The organism is Sorangium sp. So ce590 (assembly GCF_051521365.1).
Classification (GTDB): domain Bacteria; phylum Myxococcota_A; class Polyangia; order Polyangiales; family Polyangiaceae; genus Sorangium.
On record NZ_CP150346.1, the window covers coordinates 8,703,000 to 8,724,361 of the forward strand.

The window sequence follows — 21,362 nt, forward strand, 5'->3', positions numbered from 1 at the left end:
CGCCTGTCAGGTCAAGCCGGGCTTCTGGAGCTGCTTCATGGCGTATCCAATGCCTGTCTGCAGCGAGCCGAACGTGTAGATGCCACCGAGGTCGAACTCGAGCTCCATGAGCGCCACGGCGACCTCCGGCCGGATGCCGGTCAGCACCACCTGCGCGCCGAGGAGCTTGACCGCCTTCACCGAGTTGACGATGCCCTGCACCGCCCGCGCATCGATCTTCCGCACGCCGGTGATATCGATGATGACGATCCGCGCCTCCCGCGCCACGACGCCGTTCAGCAGCGTCTCCATGATCTGGACCGAGCGGCGATCGTCCACGGAGCCGATCACCGGCATGGCCAGGATCTGATCCGCGATCGGCATGAGCGGCGTCGAGAGCTCCTCGAGCAGGAGCGCCTGGGTCGCCACCACCTGCTCAAGGCGCTGGCGCTCCTCCTCCTCGAGGCGCTTGCGCTCGGTGAGATCTCGCGCGACGCAGACGAGCCCCTGGCTCTCCCCGACGCTGTCGGTGATGATGGAGGTCGAGAGAGAGACAGCGGCGATCTCCCCTGTCTTCTTCTGGAACGCCGTCTCCTCGATCAGGACGCTGCTCTCGTCATCGCCCATGACGCAGGGGAACGCGGCCGGAAAGATGCTGCTCGCAGGCGCGCCCACGAGCTCCTCTGCGGCGTAGGCCGACAGGCGGCACGCCGCCGCGTTCACGCTGGTGATGGTGCCCGCCTTGTCCACGACGACGAGCAGATCGCTCATCGACTGGAGAATGTTATCGACGTACTCCCTGGACACCACCCTGGAGGAGAGCTCCTCGGCCACCATGTTCAGGCCGAGCGCCAGCGCGTCCCAGGAGTCGCCTCGCTCGCTGATCTCCGCTCGCTTCGAGAAGTCGAACGACACGATGGAGTTGAGCATCACCATGATGTCGTTGAGCCGGCGCTCCAGCCGCTCCTCCCTCGCTCGCCGCTCGAGCACCTCCTCCACCAGCGCCTCGGCGGCGCGATTCGCCAGGTCGAAGCTTGCTCCGCCTGGGACCGCGCCCTCCGCTGCGCTCGCCCCGAGGAGGATCGAGCAGAGCTCGGCAACACGAGAGTCGGTCGACTGCTCTCCTTCGCTCACGAACGGAACCCTTTCAACCACTCGACCGCGGCCACCTCGTCGGAAAAAATCCTGGACGGGTTGGCGCGTCGTCCGTTGATCGCGCTGTAGACCGCGAGCCAGATGTTCGCGATCGTCGTGCTCAAGGGCGAGTCGGTCAGCATCGCCAGAGCAGGCCAGCTCGCGATCGATTCGGGGCCCCCGTAGTAGGATCGGGCGTCGCGGTCAATCGCCTTCACCTTGGTGAGATCGACGAGCGCGGGCCGCCGCCCGCCGTCTCCGATCGCGCTGATACCGGCGATGACCTCTCGGGCGATCTGGAGCGTCTGATGGGTCCCGGGCGTGAACTCGACCCGAATAATTCCGTTCACCTCGTCGAGCCAGATCTTGCCAGACGAGAAGGTTACCACCGCACTGTTGTCCACCCTATTCTCCTCACACCGGCTGTCCGCTCGCGGAGACCATCCGGCCGCGAACACACCAGAACGGCCGCGCTGTACAGGTACTCTATAAACTTCTACCGAAAGTCTACCGGACAGAATAGCGTTTCATTGTAGACACATTTGGACGAGCAGCATAGCTGCACGCCCGAGCAGACGTGGAGCGGAGGATCACAGGAGCGCTCCATGTACTCCGCTCTGCCTGTTGTGCGCGGCGCGGCCACCCGGGCCCCGCGCGCCTCACCGTGGTCCTCAGGGGCGGATGTCCGCGGCGAGCAGGCGCTCCCGGAGCCGCTCTGCCAGGACCCTGACGTGAGGCTCCCGGAGCATCGTGTGATGAGATCCCGGTACTTCATCGATCTCGATCGGTCGTGACGAGATCCCAGCCATGGGCTGATAGAGAGTCCCGTAGGGCTCGGTCGCCGGGCCGAAGGGGCCGGGCGGCGGCTGCTCCGCTGCCCGGAAATAGACGACACGACCACCATAACAGGGCATCACGTAGGAGCGCGCGGCCCGCCCATGAGCCACCCCGAGCCGCTTGACCGCGGCGGCAAAGCCCGGCACCACGCCGCGCGCTGCGCCGAGGACGAGCTCCGTCAGCTCGCCCTCGTCGAGCCGGCAAAGCTCGTCGTACGCCATCCCGGGGCGGGCCATCCTCGCGGACTCGACGAGCTGCCACAGCCGGCGCTCAGGGCTGCTCGGGCTCGAGATGTAGCCATCGATCATGGCCAGGAGCGCGACGCGCTCACCGCACCTCACGAGCTGGTGGGCCATCTCGAACGCAACGAGCCCGCCGAGCGACCAGCCGCCGAGCAGATAGGGGCCCGCCGGCTTCACGGCCCGGATGGCCTCGATATAACGCGCGGCCATGTCCTCGATCCGCTCGTCGGGCGCGGCGCCGTCGTCCAGCCCACTCGCCTGGAGGCCGTAGAAGGGCCGCTCCGTCCCCAGGTGGCGAGCGAGCTCGGTGTAGCAGAGCACCGGCCCGCCGAACGGGTGGACGCAGAAGAACGGCGATCCCTCGCCGCCGGGCCGGATCGCGACGAGCGGCGACCTTCGCGGCGCGCCGCCGTCCTCGGGCGCGCGCTCGCCGCCCGGCGGCGCGGGCAAGCTCAGAGAGTCCAGCGCGCGCTCGGCGAGCGCCGCGACGGTCGGATGCTCGAGCAGCAGGTGGATCGGCAGCTTGACCTTGAAGCCCAGCTCGATCCGGTCGCGGAGCTCCAGGCTCATCAGCGAGTCGAGCCCGAGATCGAGCAGGCTCGCGCCCGGCGCGATCTTCCCCGGATCGCCGAGCCCCAGCGTCTGCGCGGCGGAGGTCTGCAGCCACCCCTCCATCGCCCGTCGGCGCTCGCCGGCCGGGGCCGCCCTGAGGCGCTCGACCAGGGCGACCGCCGCCGCGCCGCCCGCGTCCGGCTCGGGGGCGGGCGCGCCGCCGGACGCGCGCGGCGCGGCCGGGACGTCCGGCGCCTCCGGTCGCTCGCGCTCGATCCAGTGCCGCGTCCGCTGCCAGGCAACCGTCGGCAGCGAGACGCAGCGCCCTCCAGCCGGATAGAGGCGCTTCCACTCGACGGCATGGCCGTGCGCGTGGAGCGCGCCGAGCGACTGCAGCAGGCACCGCCGCGCCGGGAACCCTCGCCGCAACGAGAAGACCGCATGGGCCTCCGCCCCCCGCGCGGAGAAGCACCGCTGGAGGTGGCCGGAGAGGACGGGGTGCGGGCCGACCTCGAGGAAGATCCGGTACCCCGCGGCCAGCGCGGCGTCGACGGCGCCCGCGAACCGCACCGGCTCTCTCATGTTCCTCGCCCAGTACGCCGGATCGAGCTCGCTCCCCGCGACCGGCGCGGCGGTCACCGAGCTGAACAGGGGCAGCGCCGCCCTCCGCGGAGAGAGCCCGGAGAGCGCGATCTCGAGCTCGCGATCCAGCGGCGCCATCTGCGCGCTGTGGAACGCGTGGCTCACCGGTAGCAGGCGGCAGTCCACCCCGTCCTCGCGCAGGCGGCGCAGCACGGCCGAGAGCGCCTCCTCCTCGCCGGCCAGCACGGCCGAGCGCGGATCGTTGACGGCCGCGATGGTGAGACGATCGCCCGAGCCCTCGAGGACACGCGCCGCCTCCTCGGCCGGCACCGAGACGAGGGCCATCTTCCCGCGGCCCTTCGTCCGCTGCATCAGGCGCCCGCGCAGCACCACCAGCCGGACGGCTTCCTCCAGGCTCAGGACGCCCGCGAGGTGCGCGGCCGCGACCTCGCCGACGCTGTGCCCGACGACCGCGCCGGGCCGGATGTCCAGGGACCGCCAGAGCTCGGTCATCGCCACCTGGACGGCGAGGAGCGCCGGCTGGGCCACCTCCGTCTCCTGCAGGCGCGAGGTCGCCTCGGGCGCATCGAGCTCGCCCAGGAGCGACCAGCCCGCGTGGCGCCGCACGAGCGCGTCGCAGGCCTCGAGCGCGGCGCGGTAGCTCGGCTCCTCCGCGAAGAGCTCCCGGTGCATGCCGAACCACTGCGATCCCTGCCCCGAGAACACGAAGACCACGCTGGCCCGCGCTCCCGGCTCGGCGACGCCCCGGGTCGCCCCCGGAGGCGCCTGTCCCTCGACGCAAGCGTCGAGGGACGCCGCGAGCTCCTCCCGGGAGCTCCCCACCACGGCCAGGCGGTGGTTATGGTGGCTCCGCCGGACGCTCGCCGTGTAGGCGATGTCCGCGAGGCGCGGAGACGCGCCGGTGACCGGCTCGCGCAGGAGATCCCGGAACGCCCGTGCCGCCGCGAGGAGCGCCTCCGGGCTCCTCGCCGAGAGCGGCAAGAGCACGACCGGCGCCTCGCCCGCAGAGGCGGCGGTGCTCGGCGGCGCCTCCCCCAGGATCACATGCGCGTTGGTCCCGCTCAGGCCGAACGCGCTCACGCCGGCGAGGCGCGCGGCACCGCCCGCCTTCCACGCGAGCTTGCGCGTGGGGATGACGAGCGACGTGCCCTCCAGCTTGATGCGCGGGTTGAGCGCCCTGAAGTGAAGGTTCGCCGGGATGGCGCCGTGCTGGAGGGCGAGCACGGCCTTGATCAACCCCGCCACGCCGGCGGCCGACTCGAGGTGACCGATGTTCGTCTTCACCGCCCCGAGGACACACCCGGCCTCCGTCGCACGCGGCCTCCCCACGACCTGCGCGAGCGCCTCGATCTCGATCGGATCCCCCAGCGACGTCCCCGTCCCGTGCGTCTCGACGTAACCGATCTCCGAGGCCTGCACGCCGGCGTTCTCCAGGGCCTGCTTCAGCATCGATTGCTGGGAGAGGACGTTGGGAGCGGTCATCCCCGTGGAGCGGCCGTCCTGGTTGACCGCCGAGCCCCGGATGACGGCGCAGATGGGATCGCCGTCGGCCTGCGCGTCGGAGAGCCGCTTCAGGAGCACGAGCCCGCACCCCTCGCCGCGAACGAAGCCGCTCGCCTCCGCGTCGAAGACCTTGCATCGGCCGTCCGGCGAGAGCGCCCCTGTCGTCGAGATGAGCCGCATCATCACGGGCGACAGGATGACGTTGACCCCGCCCGAGAGGGCGAGCGAGCACTCGCCGCTCCGCAAGCTCTGGCACGCGAGGTGAATCGCGACGAGCGACGACGAGCACGCCGTATCGACGGTCAGGCTCGGCCCCTGGAGGCCGAGCGTGTAGGACAGCCTGCCTGAAGGGAAAGAGAAGAAGTTGCCCGTCATGGCGTGGACGTCCTGCGCGCCGGGATCAAACGCGCCGCACAGGTGGGCGTAATCGTTGGTGCTCATGCCCAGGAACACGCCCGTGCGGGTCCCCACGAGCCGCTCCGGGACCTGCCCGCCGCGCTCCAGGGCCTCCCAGGCCACCTCGAGCAGGAGGCGCTGCTGCGGATCCATGGCCATCGCCTCCCGGGGCGAGATGCCGAAGAAGCGCGCGTCGAACAGGTCGACCTCCCGGAGGAAGGCGCCCCAGCGGACCGCGCGCGCCCGCGGATCCGGGGCCTCGTCGGGCGCCGGGTCGAGGCGCCACCGCTCGGCGGGGATCTCCGTGACCGCGTCCACGCCGTCCTCGAGCAGCCGCCAGTAGGCCTCCGGCGTCGACGCGCCGCCCGGGAACCGGCACGCCATGCCGATGACGGCGATCGGCTCGGACCTGGCGCGCGCGAGGGCGTCTCGCTCGGCTCGGAGCTCCCGGATGGTGGCGATCGCTTGCCGTAAACGAGCCTCGTAATCTGTCACCGGCGCGCTCATACCGATCTCCTCCCGCTGGCTAGCGTCAACTCTTCGTCAAGAAGGCTCAGCAACTCACGTTCATCGAGACCGCCGAGGACATCGGCGAAGGTCCGCTGGTTCGCCTCCTCGGCGGGGGCATCGGCCGCCTCGATCTCGGTGAGCAGGTGGTCGGCGAGCGACGCGATGTTCGGGTACGTGAACAGCAGCGTCGCCGAGAAGCTGAGCCCGAGGCTGGACTCGAGACGGTTGCGGAACTCGAGGCTCGTCAGCGAGTCCATCCCGAGGCTGGCGAACACCTCGATCTGGCCGATCGTGGCCGGATCCACGCGGAGCACACGGCCGAGCTGCTCCTTCAGGTGCCCTTCCAGGCGAAACCGCCGCTCCTCGGGCAGCTCCCTCTCCAGCGCCTCGCGGACCCGGACGATGTCCGACGACCTCGGCGCCGCGCGGGCGCGCTCGCGCGTGAGCCGGTCCCAGTAGCGCCACCGCGCGACGCTCGGGTAGGACTCGAGCCACCGGTGCACGTTGAACCGGACGACCGCGATCTGGGGCATGTCCGCCGCGAGCAGGCGCTCCAGCATCCGCAGCCCGTCCGCCTCCGTGAGGCTGTCCATCCCCCGGTCGCCCACGCGGCCCATGACGTCGGCCTGCCGGACCGCGATGCCCACGTCGGAGAAGATCCCCCAGTTGATGCTCAGCGCGGGCAACCCGAGCGCGCGCCGGTGATGCGCGAGGGCGTCCTGGAACGCGCTCGCCGCCGTGTAGTTCCCGTTGCCCGGCGCGCCGAGCAGCGAGGCCACCGACGAGTACATCACGAAGAAGTCGAGCGGCCTGCTCGCGGTCAGGGCGTGCAGGTTCCACGCGCCGTGCATCTTCGGGGCCATGGTCTTCCAGAAGCGCTCGGCGCTCTGCTCCATCACCGTGCTGTCGGCGATGACCATGGCCGCATGGACGACCCCGCGGAGCGGCGGGGCGCGCCGGTCGATCGCCGCGAGGAGCTCGACGACCTGGTCGCGGCGCGACACGTCCGCCTGGGCCACGACCACCTGCGCGCCCCGCGCCTCGAGCGCGTCGATCGCGCGCCGCGCCTCCTCGGATGCGCCGCTGCGGCCCGCCAGCACGAGGTGGCGAGCGCCCCGGGCCACCATCCAGCGCGCCAGCGAGAGCCCGAGCCCCCCGAGCCCGCCGACGATGAGGTAGCTGCCGTCCGGCCGCAGATCGACGCCGCCGGCGAGCCTGCCCCGCAGCGCGCCGCGCGCCATCCGCGCGACGTAGCGCTCGCTCGCCCGGAGCGCGATGTGATCCTCGTCGTCCGTGGCGTCGAGCTCTCGCACGAGCGAGGCGGCCTCCTCCGGCGCGCGCGCCGGGGAGAGGTCCACGCGCGTGCACCGGAGCTCCGGGTGCTCGGAGGCGAGCACGCGGCCGAAGCCCAGGAGCGGAGCCTGAGAGACCGACACCGGCGCGGCCTCCGCCACCGCCTGCGCGCCGCGGGTCACGAGCCACAGCCTCGGCGTGTCGCGCCATCCCCTGCGCAGGAGCGCCTGCGCGAGGAACGTCGCGCTCAGCGCCCCGAGGTGCTGATCCCGCTCCAGCGTCTCCAGCGTGACGCCGTCCGCGGCCTGCGCGTCGAGGCTCCACAGGTGCACGACGCCCCGGCACGCCGGGCGGCCGCCGAACGCGTCCTCGAGCAAGAACCGGAACGCCATGGGGTCCGCGAGGTTCAGCGCGTAGAGCCCGGCCCCGAGGCGCGCCGTGATCTCGCCTGTCACCGCGACGACGCAGGTGTCGCCCCGCTGGCGCAGGAGCTCCGCGAGCTCCGCGCCGGTCCCGGCCTGGTCCGCGAGCACGAGCCAGGCGCCGCGCCGGGCGCGACCCTCGCCGTTCGCCGGCACCGGCGCGCGGCGCTCCCATTCGACGGCGTACAGCAGCTCGTCGTCCTCGTCCGGCGCCGCGAGGTGCCCCTCGGGCCAGGACGCCCGAGGGCCCTCGTCGATCCAGTAGCGCTCTCGCTGCCAGGGGTACGCCGGCAGCGAGACGCAGCGGCCTCCTGACGGATACTGCCGCTTCCACTCCACCGGGTAGCCGTGCGCGTAGAGCGCCCCGAGCGCCTCCAGCAGGCATCGCTTCTCGTCCCGCTCGCGCCGCATCGACGGGAGCGCCGCGCCCACGGGCACCTTCGCGCGCAGCCCCTCCTCGATGGCGGGCGACAGGACCGGGTGCGGGCTCATCTCGATGAACAGCGCGTGCCCGTCGTCCGCGAGCCGCTGCACGGCGCCCGAGAACAGCACCGGATCCCGCAGGTTCCTCGCCCAGTAGTCCGGCCCGAGCTCCTCGCCGCGGCAGATCTCCCCGCTCACGGTCGAGCGCATGGGCACCCGCCCCGCCACCGGCGCGAGCCCGTCGAGCGCCGCCCGCAGCTCCCCGAGGAGCGGGTCCACCTGCGGGCTGTGCGACGCGACGTCCACCTTCACGCGGCGGCAGAACACCCCTCTCCGCGTGAGCTCCGCCAGGATCTCGTCCAGCGCGAGGGGCTCGCCGGACAGCACCGTCGACCGCTCGCTGTTGCTCACCGCCACCGACACGCTCCCCGCGTACCCGGAGATCGCCTGCCGCGCCTGATCCATGGGCAGCTCGACGAGCGCCATCGCCCCCGCGCCGCTGAGCCGCCGCAGCAGCTTGCTCCGGCGGCAGATGACGCGCGCGGCGTCGTCCAGCGTCAGCGCGCCCGAGACGTGCGCCGCCGCCACCTCGCCCATGCTGTGCCCCACCACGGCGTCCGGCTCGACGCCCCACGAGCGGAAGAGCGCCGAAAGGGCCACGCCGATCGCGAAGAGCGCCGGCTGCACGACGTCGATCTGCGCGAGGCGCGATCGCTCCTCGCCCGCGTGGAGCTCCTCCAGGAGCGACCACCCCGTCTCCCTCGCGATCGCCGCGTCGCACGCGACAAGGGCCTCGCGGAAGATCGGCTCCTCCGCGAGGAGCTGCCGCCCCATCCCCAGCCACTGCGAGCCCTGGCCCGGGAACACGAACACGACCCGGGGCCGCGCCGCCGCGCGCGCGTCTCCGCGGGCGACGCCGGCGGCCTCCTCGCCCCGCCCGTAGGCCTCGAGGAGCCCGGCGAGCTCCTGCCGCGAGCCGCCGGTGACGGCCAGCCGATGCTCGTGGTGGCCGCGCCGCGCGCTCGCGGTGTACGCGAGGTCCGCGAGGTCCACACGAGCTCCGGCGGGATCCTCGACCAGGAGCCGCCGGTAAGCCTCCGCCATGGCCGAGAGCGCGGCCGGGCTCCTCGCGGAGAGGGGGAGGAGCACGACCTGCGCGCGGTCGGCCGGCGCGGGCGGGGCGGGCGGCGGGGGCTCCTGCACCACGACGTGCGCGTTGGTCCCGCTGATGCCGAAGGAGCTCACCCCGGCGATCCGCGGCGCGCCTCCGGACGGCCAGGGCAGCGGCGCCACCGGGACGGCAAACGGCGTACCTTCGAGCGAGATTCGCGGGTTCAGCGTCTGGAAGTGCAGGTGCTTCGGGAGGATCTCGTGGCGCAGCGCCAGCACGACCTTGATGAGCCCCGCCACCCCCGCCGCCGCCTCCAGGTGGCCGATGTTTGTCTTCACCGAGCCGAGCCAGCAGGGCAGCCCGTCAGGCCGCGGCCCGCCCAGCACCTCCTTCAGGGCCGTGAGCTCGATCGGATCCCCGAGGGAGGTGCCGGTGCCGTGGGCCTCGACGTAGCCCACCTGGGCCGGCGAGACGCGGGCGTTCTCCAGCGCCTGCCGCAGGAGCGCCTGCTGCGAGAGCACGTTCGGCGCCGTCAGCCCCGAGGAGCGCCCGTCCTGGTTGACGGCCGAGCCCCGGACCAGCGCCCAGATCCTGTCGCCGTCCCGCTGCGCATCCGAGAGCCGCTTGAGCACGACCATGCCGCAGCCCTCTGCCCGCACGTACCCGTTCGCGGCGGCGTCGAACGTCTTGCATCGACCGTCGGGAGAGAGCGCGTGGGTCTGGCCCACCAGGCACATCGTCAGCGAGGACAGGATGAGGCTGACGCCCCCCGCGATCGCCATGTCGCTCTCGCCGCTCCGGAGGCTCTGGCAGGCGAGGTGGATCGCGACCAGCGAGGAGGAGCACGCCGTGTCCACGGTCATGCTCGGCCCCTCGAGGCCGAAGACGTAGGACAGGCGCCCCGCGGCGGTGCTCGCCCAGGTGCCGGTCGCGCAGTAGGCGTCGAGCTGCCGGGGATCGAGCGAGGCGACGCGGTGCTGGTAGTCCTGGGCCGCCATGCCGACGAACACGCCGGTCCGGCTGCGGAGGAGCCGCTCGGGGGGCTGCCCTGCGTCCTCGAACGCCTCCCAGGCCACCTCGAGCAGGAGCCGCTGCTGCGGGTCGAGGCTCGTGGCCTCGCGAGGCGCGATCCCGAAGAAGCGCGCGTCGAACGCGTCGACGCTGTCCAGCAACCCGGCCCAGCGCGTCCCCGGCGGGCCGTCGGGGATCGCGTCATCGGGCCACCGGGTCGCGGGGACCCGCTGGATCGCGTCGACGCCGTCCTCGAGCATTCGCCAAAACGCCTCGGGATCGCCTCCGCCTCCGGGCAGCCGGCACGACAGGCCGACGATGGCGATCGGCTCGGCCTCCGGCGCCGCCGCGGGCTGCGCTGCCACGCTCGGGGCGCGCGGCGCCGGCGCCGGCGGAGGCGACGCGGATCGAGCTCCGGCGCCGGAGCCGAGCTGCTCGACGAGGTACGCGGCGAGCCCGGCGACGTGGGGGTAGGTCCAGAGCAAGGTGGACGGCAGCGAGAGCCCCAGGCCGGCCTCCAATCCGTTGCGCAGCTCCAGGCTCATCAGCGAGTTGATGCCGAGATCGTTCAGCGGCACGTGCCGGTCGATCGAGCCCGGATCGAGCCGCAGGACCCTGCCCGCGAGCTCCCGGACGAGGCGCTCGATCTGCGAGGACCGCTCCTCCGGCGTCGCGCCGTCGAGCGTCGCCCGGAGGCGCGCGGCCTCGGGCGCGCGCTGCTTCGCGCGCTCGCCCTCGTTGCGCAGGTGCTCCCAGAAGGGCAACGCGGCGGCGGTCGGGTAGAACTCGAGCCACCGGCGCAGGTCGAACCTCATGACGCCGGCCTGGGCCGCCCCTCCCCCGAGCAGGCGCTCCAGCGCGGCCAGCGCGTCCGCCTCGATGAGGAGCCCCGTCCCGCTGCGCGAGAGGCGCCCCGCGGCGCCCTGGCGCCCCTCCGCCGGGGTCTCCTCGGAGAAGAGGCCCCAGTCGATGCTCAGCGCGGGCAGCCCCATGGAGCGCCGGTGGTGCGCGAGCGCGCCGAGGAACGCGTCGACCGCCGCGGAGCCCGCGTCGCCAGGAGCTCCGAGGAGCGGCATCGCCGAGGCGTGCAGGAGGAAGAAGTCGAGGGGCCTGTCCGCGGTCAGCTCGTGCAGGTTCCACGCCCCGCGCGCCCGCGAGGCCGCCGCGGTCCAGGAGCGGTGCACGTCGCGCTCCTGCGCGCCGCCGCCCGCGGCGGCCGGCTCCGCGTGGACGACCCCTCGGAGCACGCCGAACCGCTGCTCGATCGCCGCCACGACCTCGGCCGCCCGCGACGGCTGCGCCACGTCGACCTCGGCCACGACCACCTGAGCGCCTGCCGCTTCCATCGCGGCGATCGCGCTCCGGGCCGCCTCCGTTGCGCCGACCTCGCCGGTGAGCAGGAGGTGGCGGGCGCCCCTGTCCACCATCCACCGCGCCAACGAGAGGCCGAGCCCCTCGAGGCCCCCGGCGATCAGGTAACCGCCATCGGCGCGGAAGCTCGCGCTCGCGCCGGGGCTGGCCCCGGGGACGCCGCGCGCGAGCCGCGCCACGTACCGCGCCGCGCCGCGGAGCGCGATCCGGTCCTCGCGGTCGGCCGCGTCGAGCTCCCGGAGCAGCGCGGCGGCCTCGTCGGCCGCGGGGGTCGGGCTCAGATCGACGCGCTTGCACCGGAGCTCCGGGTGCTCGGCCGAGAGCACACCCCCGACGCCCCAGAGCGGCGCCTGGGCCACCGACACCGGCGCCGGCTCGGTCACGGCCTGCGCGCCGCGGGTCACGAGGCAGAGCTGCGGCGCGTCGCGCCACCCCCGGCGCGAGAGCGCCTGCGCCAGGGACAGCGCGCTCAGGCCTGTGAGGCGCAAGTCGCCCTCGAGCGCCTCCGGCGTCGTCGCCTCCGCCGCCGCGGCGTTCAGGCCGAGGAGATGCACGACGCCCCGGCACGCCGCATCCCCCTTGAACGCGTCGTCCAGCAGCGCCGAGAACGCCGCGCCGTCCGAGGGGTTCACCTCGTAGCGCCCGTCCCCGAGGCGCGCATAACGCTCCCCCGGAACGGCGCGCACGCACGCGTCGCCGCGCTGGCTCAGGAGCGCGGCCAGCTCCTCGCCCGTGCCGGCCCGATCCAGGAGCAGGAGCCACGCGCCGCGCGACGGGCGCGGGGCCGTGGGCGGGAGCCCGGGCTGGCTGCGATGCCAGGCGACGGAGTAGAGCAGCTCCTCCGCGACCCCGGGCGCCTCGGGCGTCGCCGAGAGCTCGGGCGCGGGCGCGACGCCCTCGATCCAGTACCGCTCCCGCTGCCAGGGGTACGCCGGCAGCGGGACGCAGCGCCCGCCCGACGGGTACTGCCGCTTCCAGGGCACCGGGTAGCCGTGGGCGTGGAGGGCCCCGAGCGCCTGCAGCACGCTCCGCCGCTCTCCCTGGTCACGCCGCAGCGTGGGGACCGCCTTCCCCCCCGCGCCCCGCTCCGACAGGAGCTCCTGGAGGTTGGCCAGGAGCACCGGGTGCGGGCCGACCTCCAGGCAGATCTCGTGGCCGTCCGCAAACGCTGCGGCGACAGCCCGGGCGAGCTGCACGGGCTCACGGATGTTCCGCGCCCAGTACCCCGCGTCGAGCGCCTCGCCTTCGAGGCGCTCGCCCGTCACGGTGCTGTACATCGCGAGCGACGCCCGGACCGCCGCGACCTCCCCCAGCGCGTCCCGGAAGTCTCGCTGCAAGGGCTCCATCTGCGGGCTATGGAAGGCATAATTGACCCGCAGCATGCGGCAGGGCACCTGCCTCGCCCGCAGGCTCACCACCACCTCCTCGAGCGCGGCCGCGTCGCCGGAGAGCACCACGGAGCGAGCGTCGTTGATCGCCGCGATCGAGATCCGGTCCGCGCGCCCCTCCAGGACGGCCGCCGCCTCGTCCTCGGACAGCGCGACGGAGGCCATCTTCCCGAGGCCGGTGGCGCGCTGCATGATCCGCCCGCGGATCGCCACGAGCCGGACCGCCTCGTCCAGGCTGAGGACGCCGGCGACGTGCGCGGCCGCCACCTCGCCGACGCTGTGGCCGATCACGGCGTCGGGCGTGACGCCCAGCGACCTCCACAGCGCTGAAAGGGCCACCTGCACGGCGAAGATCGCCGGCTGGACGACCTCCGTTTGATCCAGCCGCGAGGTCGCCTCGGGGGCGGCGAGCTCGGCGAGCAGCGAGAAGCCCGCGTGCTGCTTCACGAGCGGCTCGCACGCCTCGATCGCCGCGCGGAAGGTGGGCTCCTCGGCGAGCAGCTGCTGCCCCATCCCCACCCACTGCGAGCCCTGCCCCGAGAACACGAAGACCACCTGGGGCTGCCATCCGAGCACGGTCTGCCCGCTCGCCGCGGCAGGGTGCGCTTCACCACGCGCGCACGCACCGAGCGCCTCGGCCAGCTCCTCCCGGGACCGCCCCACCACGGCGAGGCGAAACTCATGATGGCGGCGCCGCACGCTCGCCGTGTAAGCGATGTCCACGAGCCGGGTGTCGGCCGGAGCGCTGCCAAGGAAGCGCTGATAGGCCTCGGCCAGGGTGGCGAGCGCCCGAGGGGTCCTCGCCGACAGGGGCAGCAGCGTGAGGGGGGCGTCCGGAAGAGCGGGCGGCGCGGCGACGTCGGGCGCCTCCTCCAGCACGATATGGGCGTTGGTCCCGCTCATCCCGAACGAGCTCACGCCCGCCCGGCGGGACCGCCCCCCGCGCGGCCACAGCTCGGCCGCCGCCGTCACCGCGATCGGGAGCTCGGCCCACGGAATGCGCGGGTTGAGCGCGCGCGTGTGCAGCTGCGCCGGCAGCTCCCCGCGCCCCAGCGACAGCACCACCTTCATCAGGCCGGCCACCCCCGCCGCCGACTCCAGGTGGCCGATGTTCGTCTTCACCGAGCCGATCTTGAGCGGCCGGCCTCCGGGCCTCCCCTCGCCATGGACAGCCGCGAGCGCCTCGACCTCGATGGGATCCCCCAGCGCCGTCCCCGTGCCGTGCGCCTCGACGTAATCGATGTCGCCGGGCGAGAGCCCCGCGCTCGCCAGCGCTTGTCGCACGACCGCCTCCTGCGCCTTGCCGTTCGGCACGGTGATGCCGGCGCAGCGGCCGTCGCTGTTCACGGCAGAGCCACGGATGACCGCCAGGATGCGGTCGCCATCACGCACCGCGTCCGACAGGCGCTTCAGCACGACCATGCCGCAGCCCTCGCCCCGGCCATACCCGTCCGCGTCCGCGGAGAACGTCTTGCACCGCCCGTCCGGCGCCAGCACGTGGAGGCGCGACAGGTACACCGGGAGATGCGGGGCCAGCATCAGCTGGACCCCGCCCGCGACGGCCACCTGGCACTCCCCGCCCCACAGGCTCCGGCAGGCGAGGTGGATCGCCGTCAGCGACGACGAGCACGCCGTGTCGACGGCCATGCTCGGCCCCTCGAGCCCGAGCGCGTGCGAGAGCCGGCCCGCGGAGAAGCTCGTGAACGTCCCCGAAAGCGTGTAGGCGTCCATCGCCTCGAGGTCCGCGTGCGCCCGCTGCAGGATGCCGTAGTCGCTCGGCCCGATCCCGACGAAGACGCCTGTCAGCGGCTGCTCGCCGGGCACCACGCCCGCGTCCTCCATGGCCTCCCAGATGACCTCGAGCAGCAGCCGGTGCTGCGGATCGAGGTGGATCGCCTCCCGCGGCGCGATCCCGAAGAAGCGCGCGTCGAACCGATCGGGCGCCGTGGCCAGGAAGGCGCCCTCCCGGACAACCATCTTGCCGGCCGCGTCCGGATCGGGGTCGTAGTACGCTGCGGCGTCCCAGCGGTCCGCCGGGATCGGCCTCACGGCGTCGATCCCCTGCTCGAGCAGCCGCCAGAAGTCCTCCGGGCTCTCCACGCCCCCCGGCAGGCGGCACCCCATCCCCACGATCGCGATCGGCTCGTTCCCGGTCGCGGCGCGCCCTTCGGCGCCGCTGGGGGCCGCGCCGTCCACGCCCGCGCGCTCCTCGGTCCCCGCCAGAGGAGCCTCGCCGGGGCTGCTCGGCGACAGCTCGTCGAGCAAGAAGTCGGTCATCGCGACGACGTTCGGGTGGTTGAACATCACGCTCGACGACAGCGGCCGGCCGAGCGCGCGGCCCAGGCGCGTGCACAGCTCCACGGCCATCAGCGAATCCATGCCGAGATCGAAGAAGCCCCGGGTCGGGCTCACCTCGCCGGCCTCGGCGAACCCCAGCGTCTCGGCGACCGAGGCCTGGATCCATCGCTGGAGCATCCGGCGCCGCTCCCGCGGCGGCGCCGCCGTGAGCTCGTCGCGGAGAACGGGCTCGGCGACGCCCGGCGTGGGCTCGGCGGCGCGCGGCATCTCCGACAGCAGCGGGCGCGGGCCGCTGCTCTCGAGCACCGCGCAGAACCTCGGCCAGTCGACGTCGGCCACGACCACCTGCGCCGCCCCGGCGGTCAGGCAGAAGGACAGGGCCGCCATGGCCTGCTCCGGGCCGAAGGCCCGCACCCCGCGCTCCTCGAGCGAGGCGAGCGCGCTCGTCGCCATACCGCCGCCGCGCCACGGACCGAAGCTCACGGCGACCGCGGGCGCCCCCGCGGCGCGGCGCGCCCTGACGAGCGCGTCCTGGAACGCGTTGGCCGCCGCGTAGCTGGCCTGCCGCGCCGATCCCCACACCGAGGCGATCGACGAGAAGCAAACGAACGCGTCGAGGGGCCGGTCGCGCGTCAACGCGTCGAGCACCGAGGTCCCGTGGACCTTCGGCGAGAGCACCCGGCGGAGCCCGGCGCTGTCCAGGGCCGAGAGCGGCGTCTGATCGGAGACGCCCGCCAGATGAAACACCGCGGAGAGCGGCGGCAGCCGGGCGTCGATGTCCGCGAGCACGGCGGCCATCGCCCCCGCGTCGGCCGCGTCGGCCTGCGCGACGGTCACCGACGCCCCGAGCGCCTCGAGCGACGCGATGAAGGCGCCGTCGTCGCCCGACGCTCCCTTGCGGCTCGTGAGCACGAGGTGCCGCGCGCCCCGCTGCGTCGCCCACCGCGCGACATGCCTGCCCAGCGCGCCGAGCCCCCCGGTGATGAGCGCCGTGCCCGACGTGGACCAGGCCGGCGCGCCGGCCGGCGGCCCGCCGCTGCAGCGCACGAGCCGCTCGACGAATCGCCCCGACGGCCTGAGCGCGACGTGGTCCTCCGCGTCGGGGCTCAGCACCTGCGCCAGGAGCGCGGGGACGTCGTGTTCCCCGGGCGAGGACGGCAGGTCGACGAGCCCTCCCCAGACCTCCGGATGCTCGAGCGCCAGCGTCCGGCCAAGCCCCCAGAGCGCCGCCTGCGCGGGCGCCGTGACCGGGTCGCCCGCGCCCACCGACACCGCCCCGCGGGTCACGAACCAGATCCGCGGCCGCTCGCCGCGCTCTGCCTGCAGGGCGGCGCGCAGCAAGGCCGGCGCGCTCTCGACGCCTCGCTCCAGCGCGGCGTCCAGCGTGTCCTCGCCCTGAGGCGCGGCGCCGAGGCCCCACAGGTGGACCACGCCGCGCACCGGCCCGCGCTCGGCCGCGCGCTCCGCCCACCACGCCGCGAGGCTCTCCGGCGTCGGGTCGCAGGTCCACGTCGGCTCTGCCACGCGCCGCGCGGCGCTCCCCAGGCGGAGCCGGGAGCATGTCGCGCCCGCCGCCTCGAGCGCGTCCGCCAGCCTGTCTCCTGTGACTCCCTCGTCGACGAGCGCGACCCAGTGCCCGGGCGTGGAGGAGCGCGGGCGCGGCGGCAGGGGCTGCGGCTTCCACGAGAGCTCATGGAGCCACGGCTGGATCTCCGCCTCCGCGCGCTCCTGATCCACCCTTGCCCGCAGCGCCTCGAGCACCCGGCCGACGAGGCCGAGCTCCTCGGCCGAGAGCGCCGCCGAGAGCCCGAGCTGCGCCGCGAAGGCCGCCGCGTCGGCCGACCGGAGGAGCGACGGGAGCGCCGGAGGGGGCGCGCCCGGCGCCTCGCGCCGCCGCGTGTCCCCGGGCGCCTCCAGCCAGTATCGCTTCCGCTGCCATGGATAAGCCGGCAGCGGCACGCAGCGCCCGCCCGTCGGATACATCCGGGCCCATTCGACCGGACCCCCGCGCGTGTGGAGGGCGCCCAGCGATTCGAGCAGGCAGCGCCGCTCGTCGCGGCCCCGGCGCAAGGTCGGGGCGACCAGCCCGTCGACCCCTCGCGCCGAGAGGCACCGCTGCACGTTGGCCGAGAGCACAGGGTGCGGCCCCACCTCCAGGAAGATCCGGTGTCCGGCGGTCACGGCGCTCTCGATCGCGCGCGCGAGCAGCACCGGCTCCCGGAGGTTCCTCGCCCAGTACGACGCGTCGAGCTCCTCGCCGCCGATGCCGTCGCCCGTCACGGTGCTCACCATGAGCCTGTCCGCGCGGCGCAGCGCGATCTCCCCGAGCGCGCTCGCGAGCTCCCCCCGGAACGGCTCCATCTGGGGGCTGTGGAACGCGTAGTTCACCGGCAGCTCGCGGCAGTGCACCCGGGCGCGCCGGAGCTCCGCCACCACCTCGCCGAGCGCCGCCGCGTCGCCGGACAGCACGACCGAGCCGGGGTCGTTGACGGCGGCGATCGAGAGCCGCCCCTCGTATCCTTCGAGCGCGCGCGCCGCCTGCTCCGGAGACGCCTGGACGGAGACCATCTTCCCGAGCCCGGTCGCCCGCTGCATGAGCCGTCCCCGGTGGTGGACGATGCGCACCGCCTCCTCGAGGCTGAGCGCCCCGGCGACGTGCGCTGCCGCGATCTCCCCGACGCTGTGCCCGATCACGGCGTCCGCGGCGATCCCCCAGGAGCCGAGGAGCGCCGCGAGCCCGACCTGCACCGCGAACAGCGCGGCCTGGGCCACCTGCGTCTCGTGCAGGCGCGACGAGGCCTCCGGCGCCTCGAGCGCTTCCACCAGCGACCAGCCGGCGAGCGTCGCGAGCAGCCTGTCGCACGCCTCCACCACGTCGCGGAAGACCGGCTCCTGCCGGAGGAGCGCCCGCCCCATCCCCGGCCATTGCGACCCCTGGCCCGAGAACACGAGCGCCACCGTGGGGCGCTGCCCCGGCGGCGCCTCGCCCTGCGCCGCGCCGGCACGCGCGACGCCGCCCCGCGCGAGGTCGTCGAGGGCGCCGGCCATCTCCTCCTGCGAGCAGCCCACGACGGCCAGCCGGTGCTCGAGGTGGCTGCGCCGGACGCTCGCCGTGTAGCAGACATCGCGCAGCAGAGCGCTCTCCGGCGAGCGCAGCCGGGACGCCACCGATCCCGCGAGCGCGAGGAGCGCCGGCCTGGAGCGCGCCGAGAGCACGAGCAGCTCGGGCGGGGCAGGCTCGCCCGCCTCCGCCCGTCGGGGGGCCGCGTCCGGCCCGGGAGCGCGCGGCCCCTCGATCGGCGCCGGCAGGGCGTCCGGCGCGCCGGGTGGAGCCAGCCGGCGCCACGCGACAGGCGCGCCGCGCATGTACAGGGCACCCAGCGAGTCGAGCAGGCACGCCCGGGCCGCCTCGTCCCGCCGCAGCGACGGCAGCGCGACGCCGCTCCGTCCGCTCCAGGCCAGGCTGGACGCGACGGCATGGGTGAGGATGGGGTGCGGATCGAGCTCGAGAAAGACGCTGTATCCGTCGTCGATCAGCCGATCGAGCGCGCCGGTGAGGTGCACCGGCTCCCGCAGGTTGCGCGCCCAGTACGCGGCGTCCTGCGCCGCGCCGTCGAGGCGCGCCCCCGTCACGGTCGAGTAGATCGGCGTCCCGCCGCCGCGCGGCGCGATCCCCCCGAGGGCGCGCTGGAGCTCGGGGCACAGCGCGTCCATGTGCGGGCTGTGCGAGGCGTAATCCATCCGGACCTGCCTGCCCGTCACCCCCTGATCGGCGAGCGCCTGGAGCAGCGCCGCGAGCGCCGCCGTCTCCCCCGAGACCAGGGTCGATCCCGGGCTGTTGCTCCCCGCGATCCAGAGGCGGCCCTCGTGGCCCTGGAGCGCGTGCGCCGTGTCGGGGACGGAGAGCTCCACGACGGCCACCCCGCCCGAGCCGCTCTTCTGCCGGACGAGCCTGCCCATGGCGCAGATGACCGCGGCGGCGTCCTCGAGGGTCAACGCGCCGGCGACGCAGGCCGCCGCGACCTCGCCGATGCTCTGCCCCACCACCGCATCCGGCTCGATGCCCCAGGATCGCCATAACGCCGCGAGCGCGACCTGGATCGCGAAGATGGCAGGCTGGACGACGTCGGCCTCCTCGAGCAGGCGCTCGTCGCCCGTCGCCAGCGCGGCGAGCAGCGACCAGCGCGCGTGCGGCTGCATCGCCGCGTCGCATCGCTGCAGGGTCGACCGGAAGACGGGCTCATCTTGCAGGAGATCGCGCCCCATGGAGAGCCACTGCGAGCCGTGCCCTCCGAACACGAAGGCGATCTTCGGCGGCTGGCCAGTCGCCTCGCCGATCGAGCCGCCCGGCTGCGCGTGCACGGCCAGGACGGCGTCGAGGCGCGCGGCGAGCTCTTCATGAGAGGAGACGGTGAGCGCGAGCCTGTGCTCCTCCCCGCTGAGCCGCGCCGCGGCCGCGCCGCAGAGCGCCTGCACATGGGGCCGCTCGCCGCTCGAGGTAGCGAGCGCATGGACGCGCCGGACCAGGGCCGCGAGCTCCCCGGCGCTCGGCGCGGACAGCGGCAGGAGGTGCGCATCCCGGCGCCGCGCCGCCTCGATCACGACGTGGCAGTTGGTCCCGCCGAAGCCGAAGGAGCTCACGCCGGCCAGGGCCGGCCCGTGCTCCTTCTCGGGCCACCGCTCCGTCGCTCGCTGCACCGAGAGCCGCAGATCGTCGAACGGGATGTGCGGATTCGGCTGCTCGAAGTGGAGGCTCGGCTGCAGCTCCAGGTGCCGCATCGAGAGCGCGACGCGGATGAGCCCGGCGATGCCCGCGGCGCCCTCGAGGTGGCCGATGTTGGTCTTGACGGACCCGATCCGGAGCGGCCGCTCCGGCGGGCGGTCTGCGCACAGGACGGCGCTCAGCGCCCTCGCCTCGATGGGGTCTCCGAGGATGGTGCCGGTGCCGTGGGCCTCGACGTAATCGACCTGCTCCGGCCTCACCCGCGCGCGCGCGTAGGCCTCGCGAAGGAGGGCTTCCTGCGCCTTCGGGTTCGGCGCGGAGAGCCCGTTGCTGAGCCCGTCGTTGTTGACGGCGCTGCCGCGGATCACGCAGTAAATGGGGTCGCCGGCCGCGAGCGCGAGGGAGAGCGGCTTGAGCACGACCACGCCGCCGCCCTCGCCGCGGGCATACCCGTTTGCGCGCGCGTCGAAGGCCTTCGAGCGGCCATCGGGCGCGAGCGCCCCGAACTTGGACATGGCGACCATGCTCTCCGGGGCGACGATCAGGTTCACGCCTCCGGCGAGCGCGAGGTCGCACTCTCCAAGCCGCAGGCTCTGGCACGCGAGGTGGACCGCGACGAGCGCCGAGGAGCAGGCGGTGTTCACGTGCAGGCTGGGCCCCTGGAGGCCGAGCGCATAGGAGACCCGGGCGGCGAGGATGCTCAGGTCCTGCCCGGCGGCTGTATGCTGGACGATCGCGTCGATGTGGCCGCCATTCACCCTCGCGTAATCGCCCCACATGGCGCCGAAGAACACGCCGGTCTGGCTGCCCTCGAGCGACCGCGGCGGCACGCCGGCGTCCTCCAGCGACTCCCACGAGAGCTCCAGCATCAGCCTTTGCTGGGGGTCCATCTGGACGGCCTCGCGTGGCGAGATATCGAAGAATTGCGGATCGAAATGGTCGACCTGGTCCAGGAACCCGCCACGGCGCGCGCTCATCTTCCCGGGAGCGCCGGGATCGGCGCTGTAGAGCGCGTCGACCTCCCACCGCCCCGGAGGGACGTCGGAGGTCGCGTCCACGCCGCCCCGCAGGAGCCGCCAGAAGGCGTCACGGTCCGGCGCTTGCGGGAACCGGCAGGCGACACCGACGAGGGCGATGGGCTCGGCGCCCCGCGCCCCGAGTGCCCCCTCATCCGGGCGCGCGCCGCGAGGAGCAGGCGAGAGGCTCGGTCCCTCGGCCACGTGACGCGCCAGCCGCTCGATCGTGGGGCACTCCCATATCAGCGTGGGGTGGAGCGGCCGCCCGATGGCCTCCCCCAGCGCGGCGATCAGGCCCATCGCAGCCATGGAGTCGAGCCCGCAATCGCGGAACCTCGCACCGGGATCGATCGACCGTGGCGGCGCGCCCGAGCGCTCCGCGATCCTCTCCGTGAGCCATTTCTGTACCTCGGCAATGGTGGAGTGCTGCGTCAGTGGGTCGCGTGACATAGCCGTCTCCTTCAGGAGGGGTGAAAGACCTCGCCTCCGATGGAGCTCCGGCGCCGGCCAGATCTCAGGGCCGAGACACCGAGAGCACAGCCCCTCCCCC

The 21,362-nt window shown here is 73.9% G+C and carries 4 protein-coding genes; all 4 read right to left on the reverse strand.

What is annotated here, in order from left to right:
* Nucleotides 1-6 precede the first annotated feature (6 nt).
* On the reverse strand, nt 7-1,113 hold the full coding sequence (locus tag WMF28_RS32855; protein WP_437597387.1) for a PAS domain S-box protein: 1,107 nt from the start codon (nt 1,111-1,113) through the stop codon (nt 7-9).
* The gene (locus WMF28_RS32860; protein WP_437597388.1) at nt 1,110-1,517 is read right to left on the reverse strand and encodes a DUF7793 family protein; all 408 of its coding nucleotides are present in this window, start codon (nt 1,515-1,517) and stop codon (nt 1,110-1,112) included. The genes WMF28_RS32855 and WMF28_RS32860 overlap by 4 nt, the downstream gene beginning before the upstream one ends.
* A 267-nt stretch (nt 1,518-1,784) precedes the next feature.
* On the reverse strand, nt 1,785-5,741 hold the full coding sequence (locus WMF28_RS32865; protein ID WP_437597389.1) for a type I polyketide synthase: 3,957 nt from the start codon (nt 5,739-5,741) through the stop codon (nt 1,785-1,787).
* 8 nt (nt 5,742-5,749) lie between these two features.
* Entirely contained in the window at nt 5,750-21,262 is a 15,513-nt protein-coding gene (locus tag WMF28_RS32870; protein WP_437597390.1) for an SDR family NAD(P)-dependent oxidoreductase, read from the reverse strand.
* Nucleotides 21,263-21,362 lie beyond the last annotated feature (100 nt).

Coding starts and splice junctions, on each gene's coding strand:
- WMF28_RS32870 (WP_437597390.1), bottom strand. CDS start 21,262: ATGTCACGCGACCCACTGACGCAGCACTCCACCATTGCCGAGGTACAG.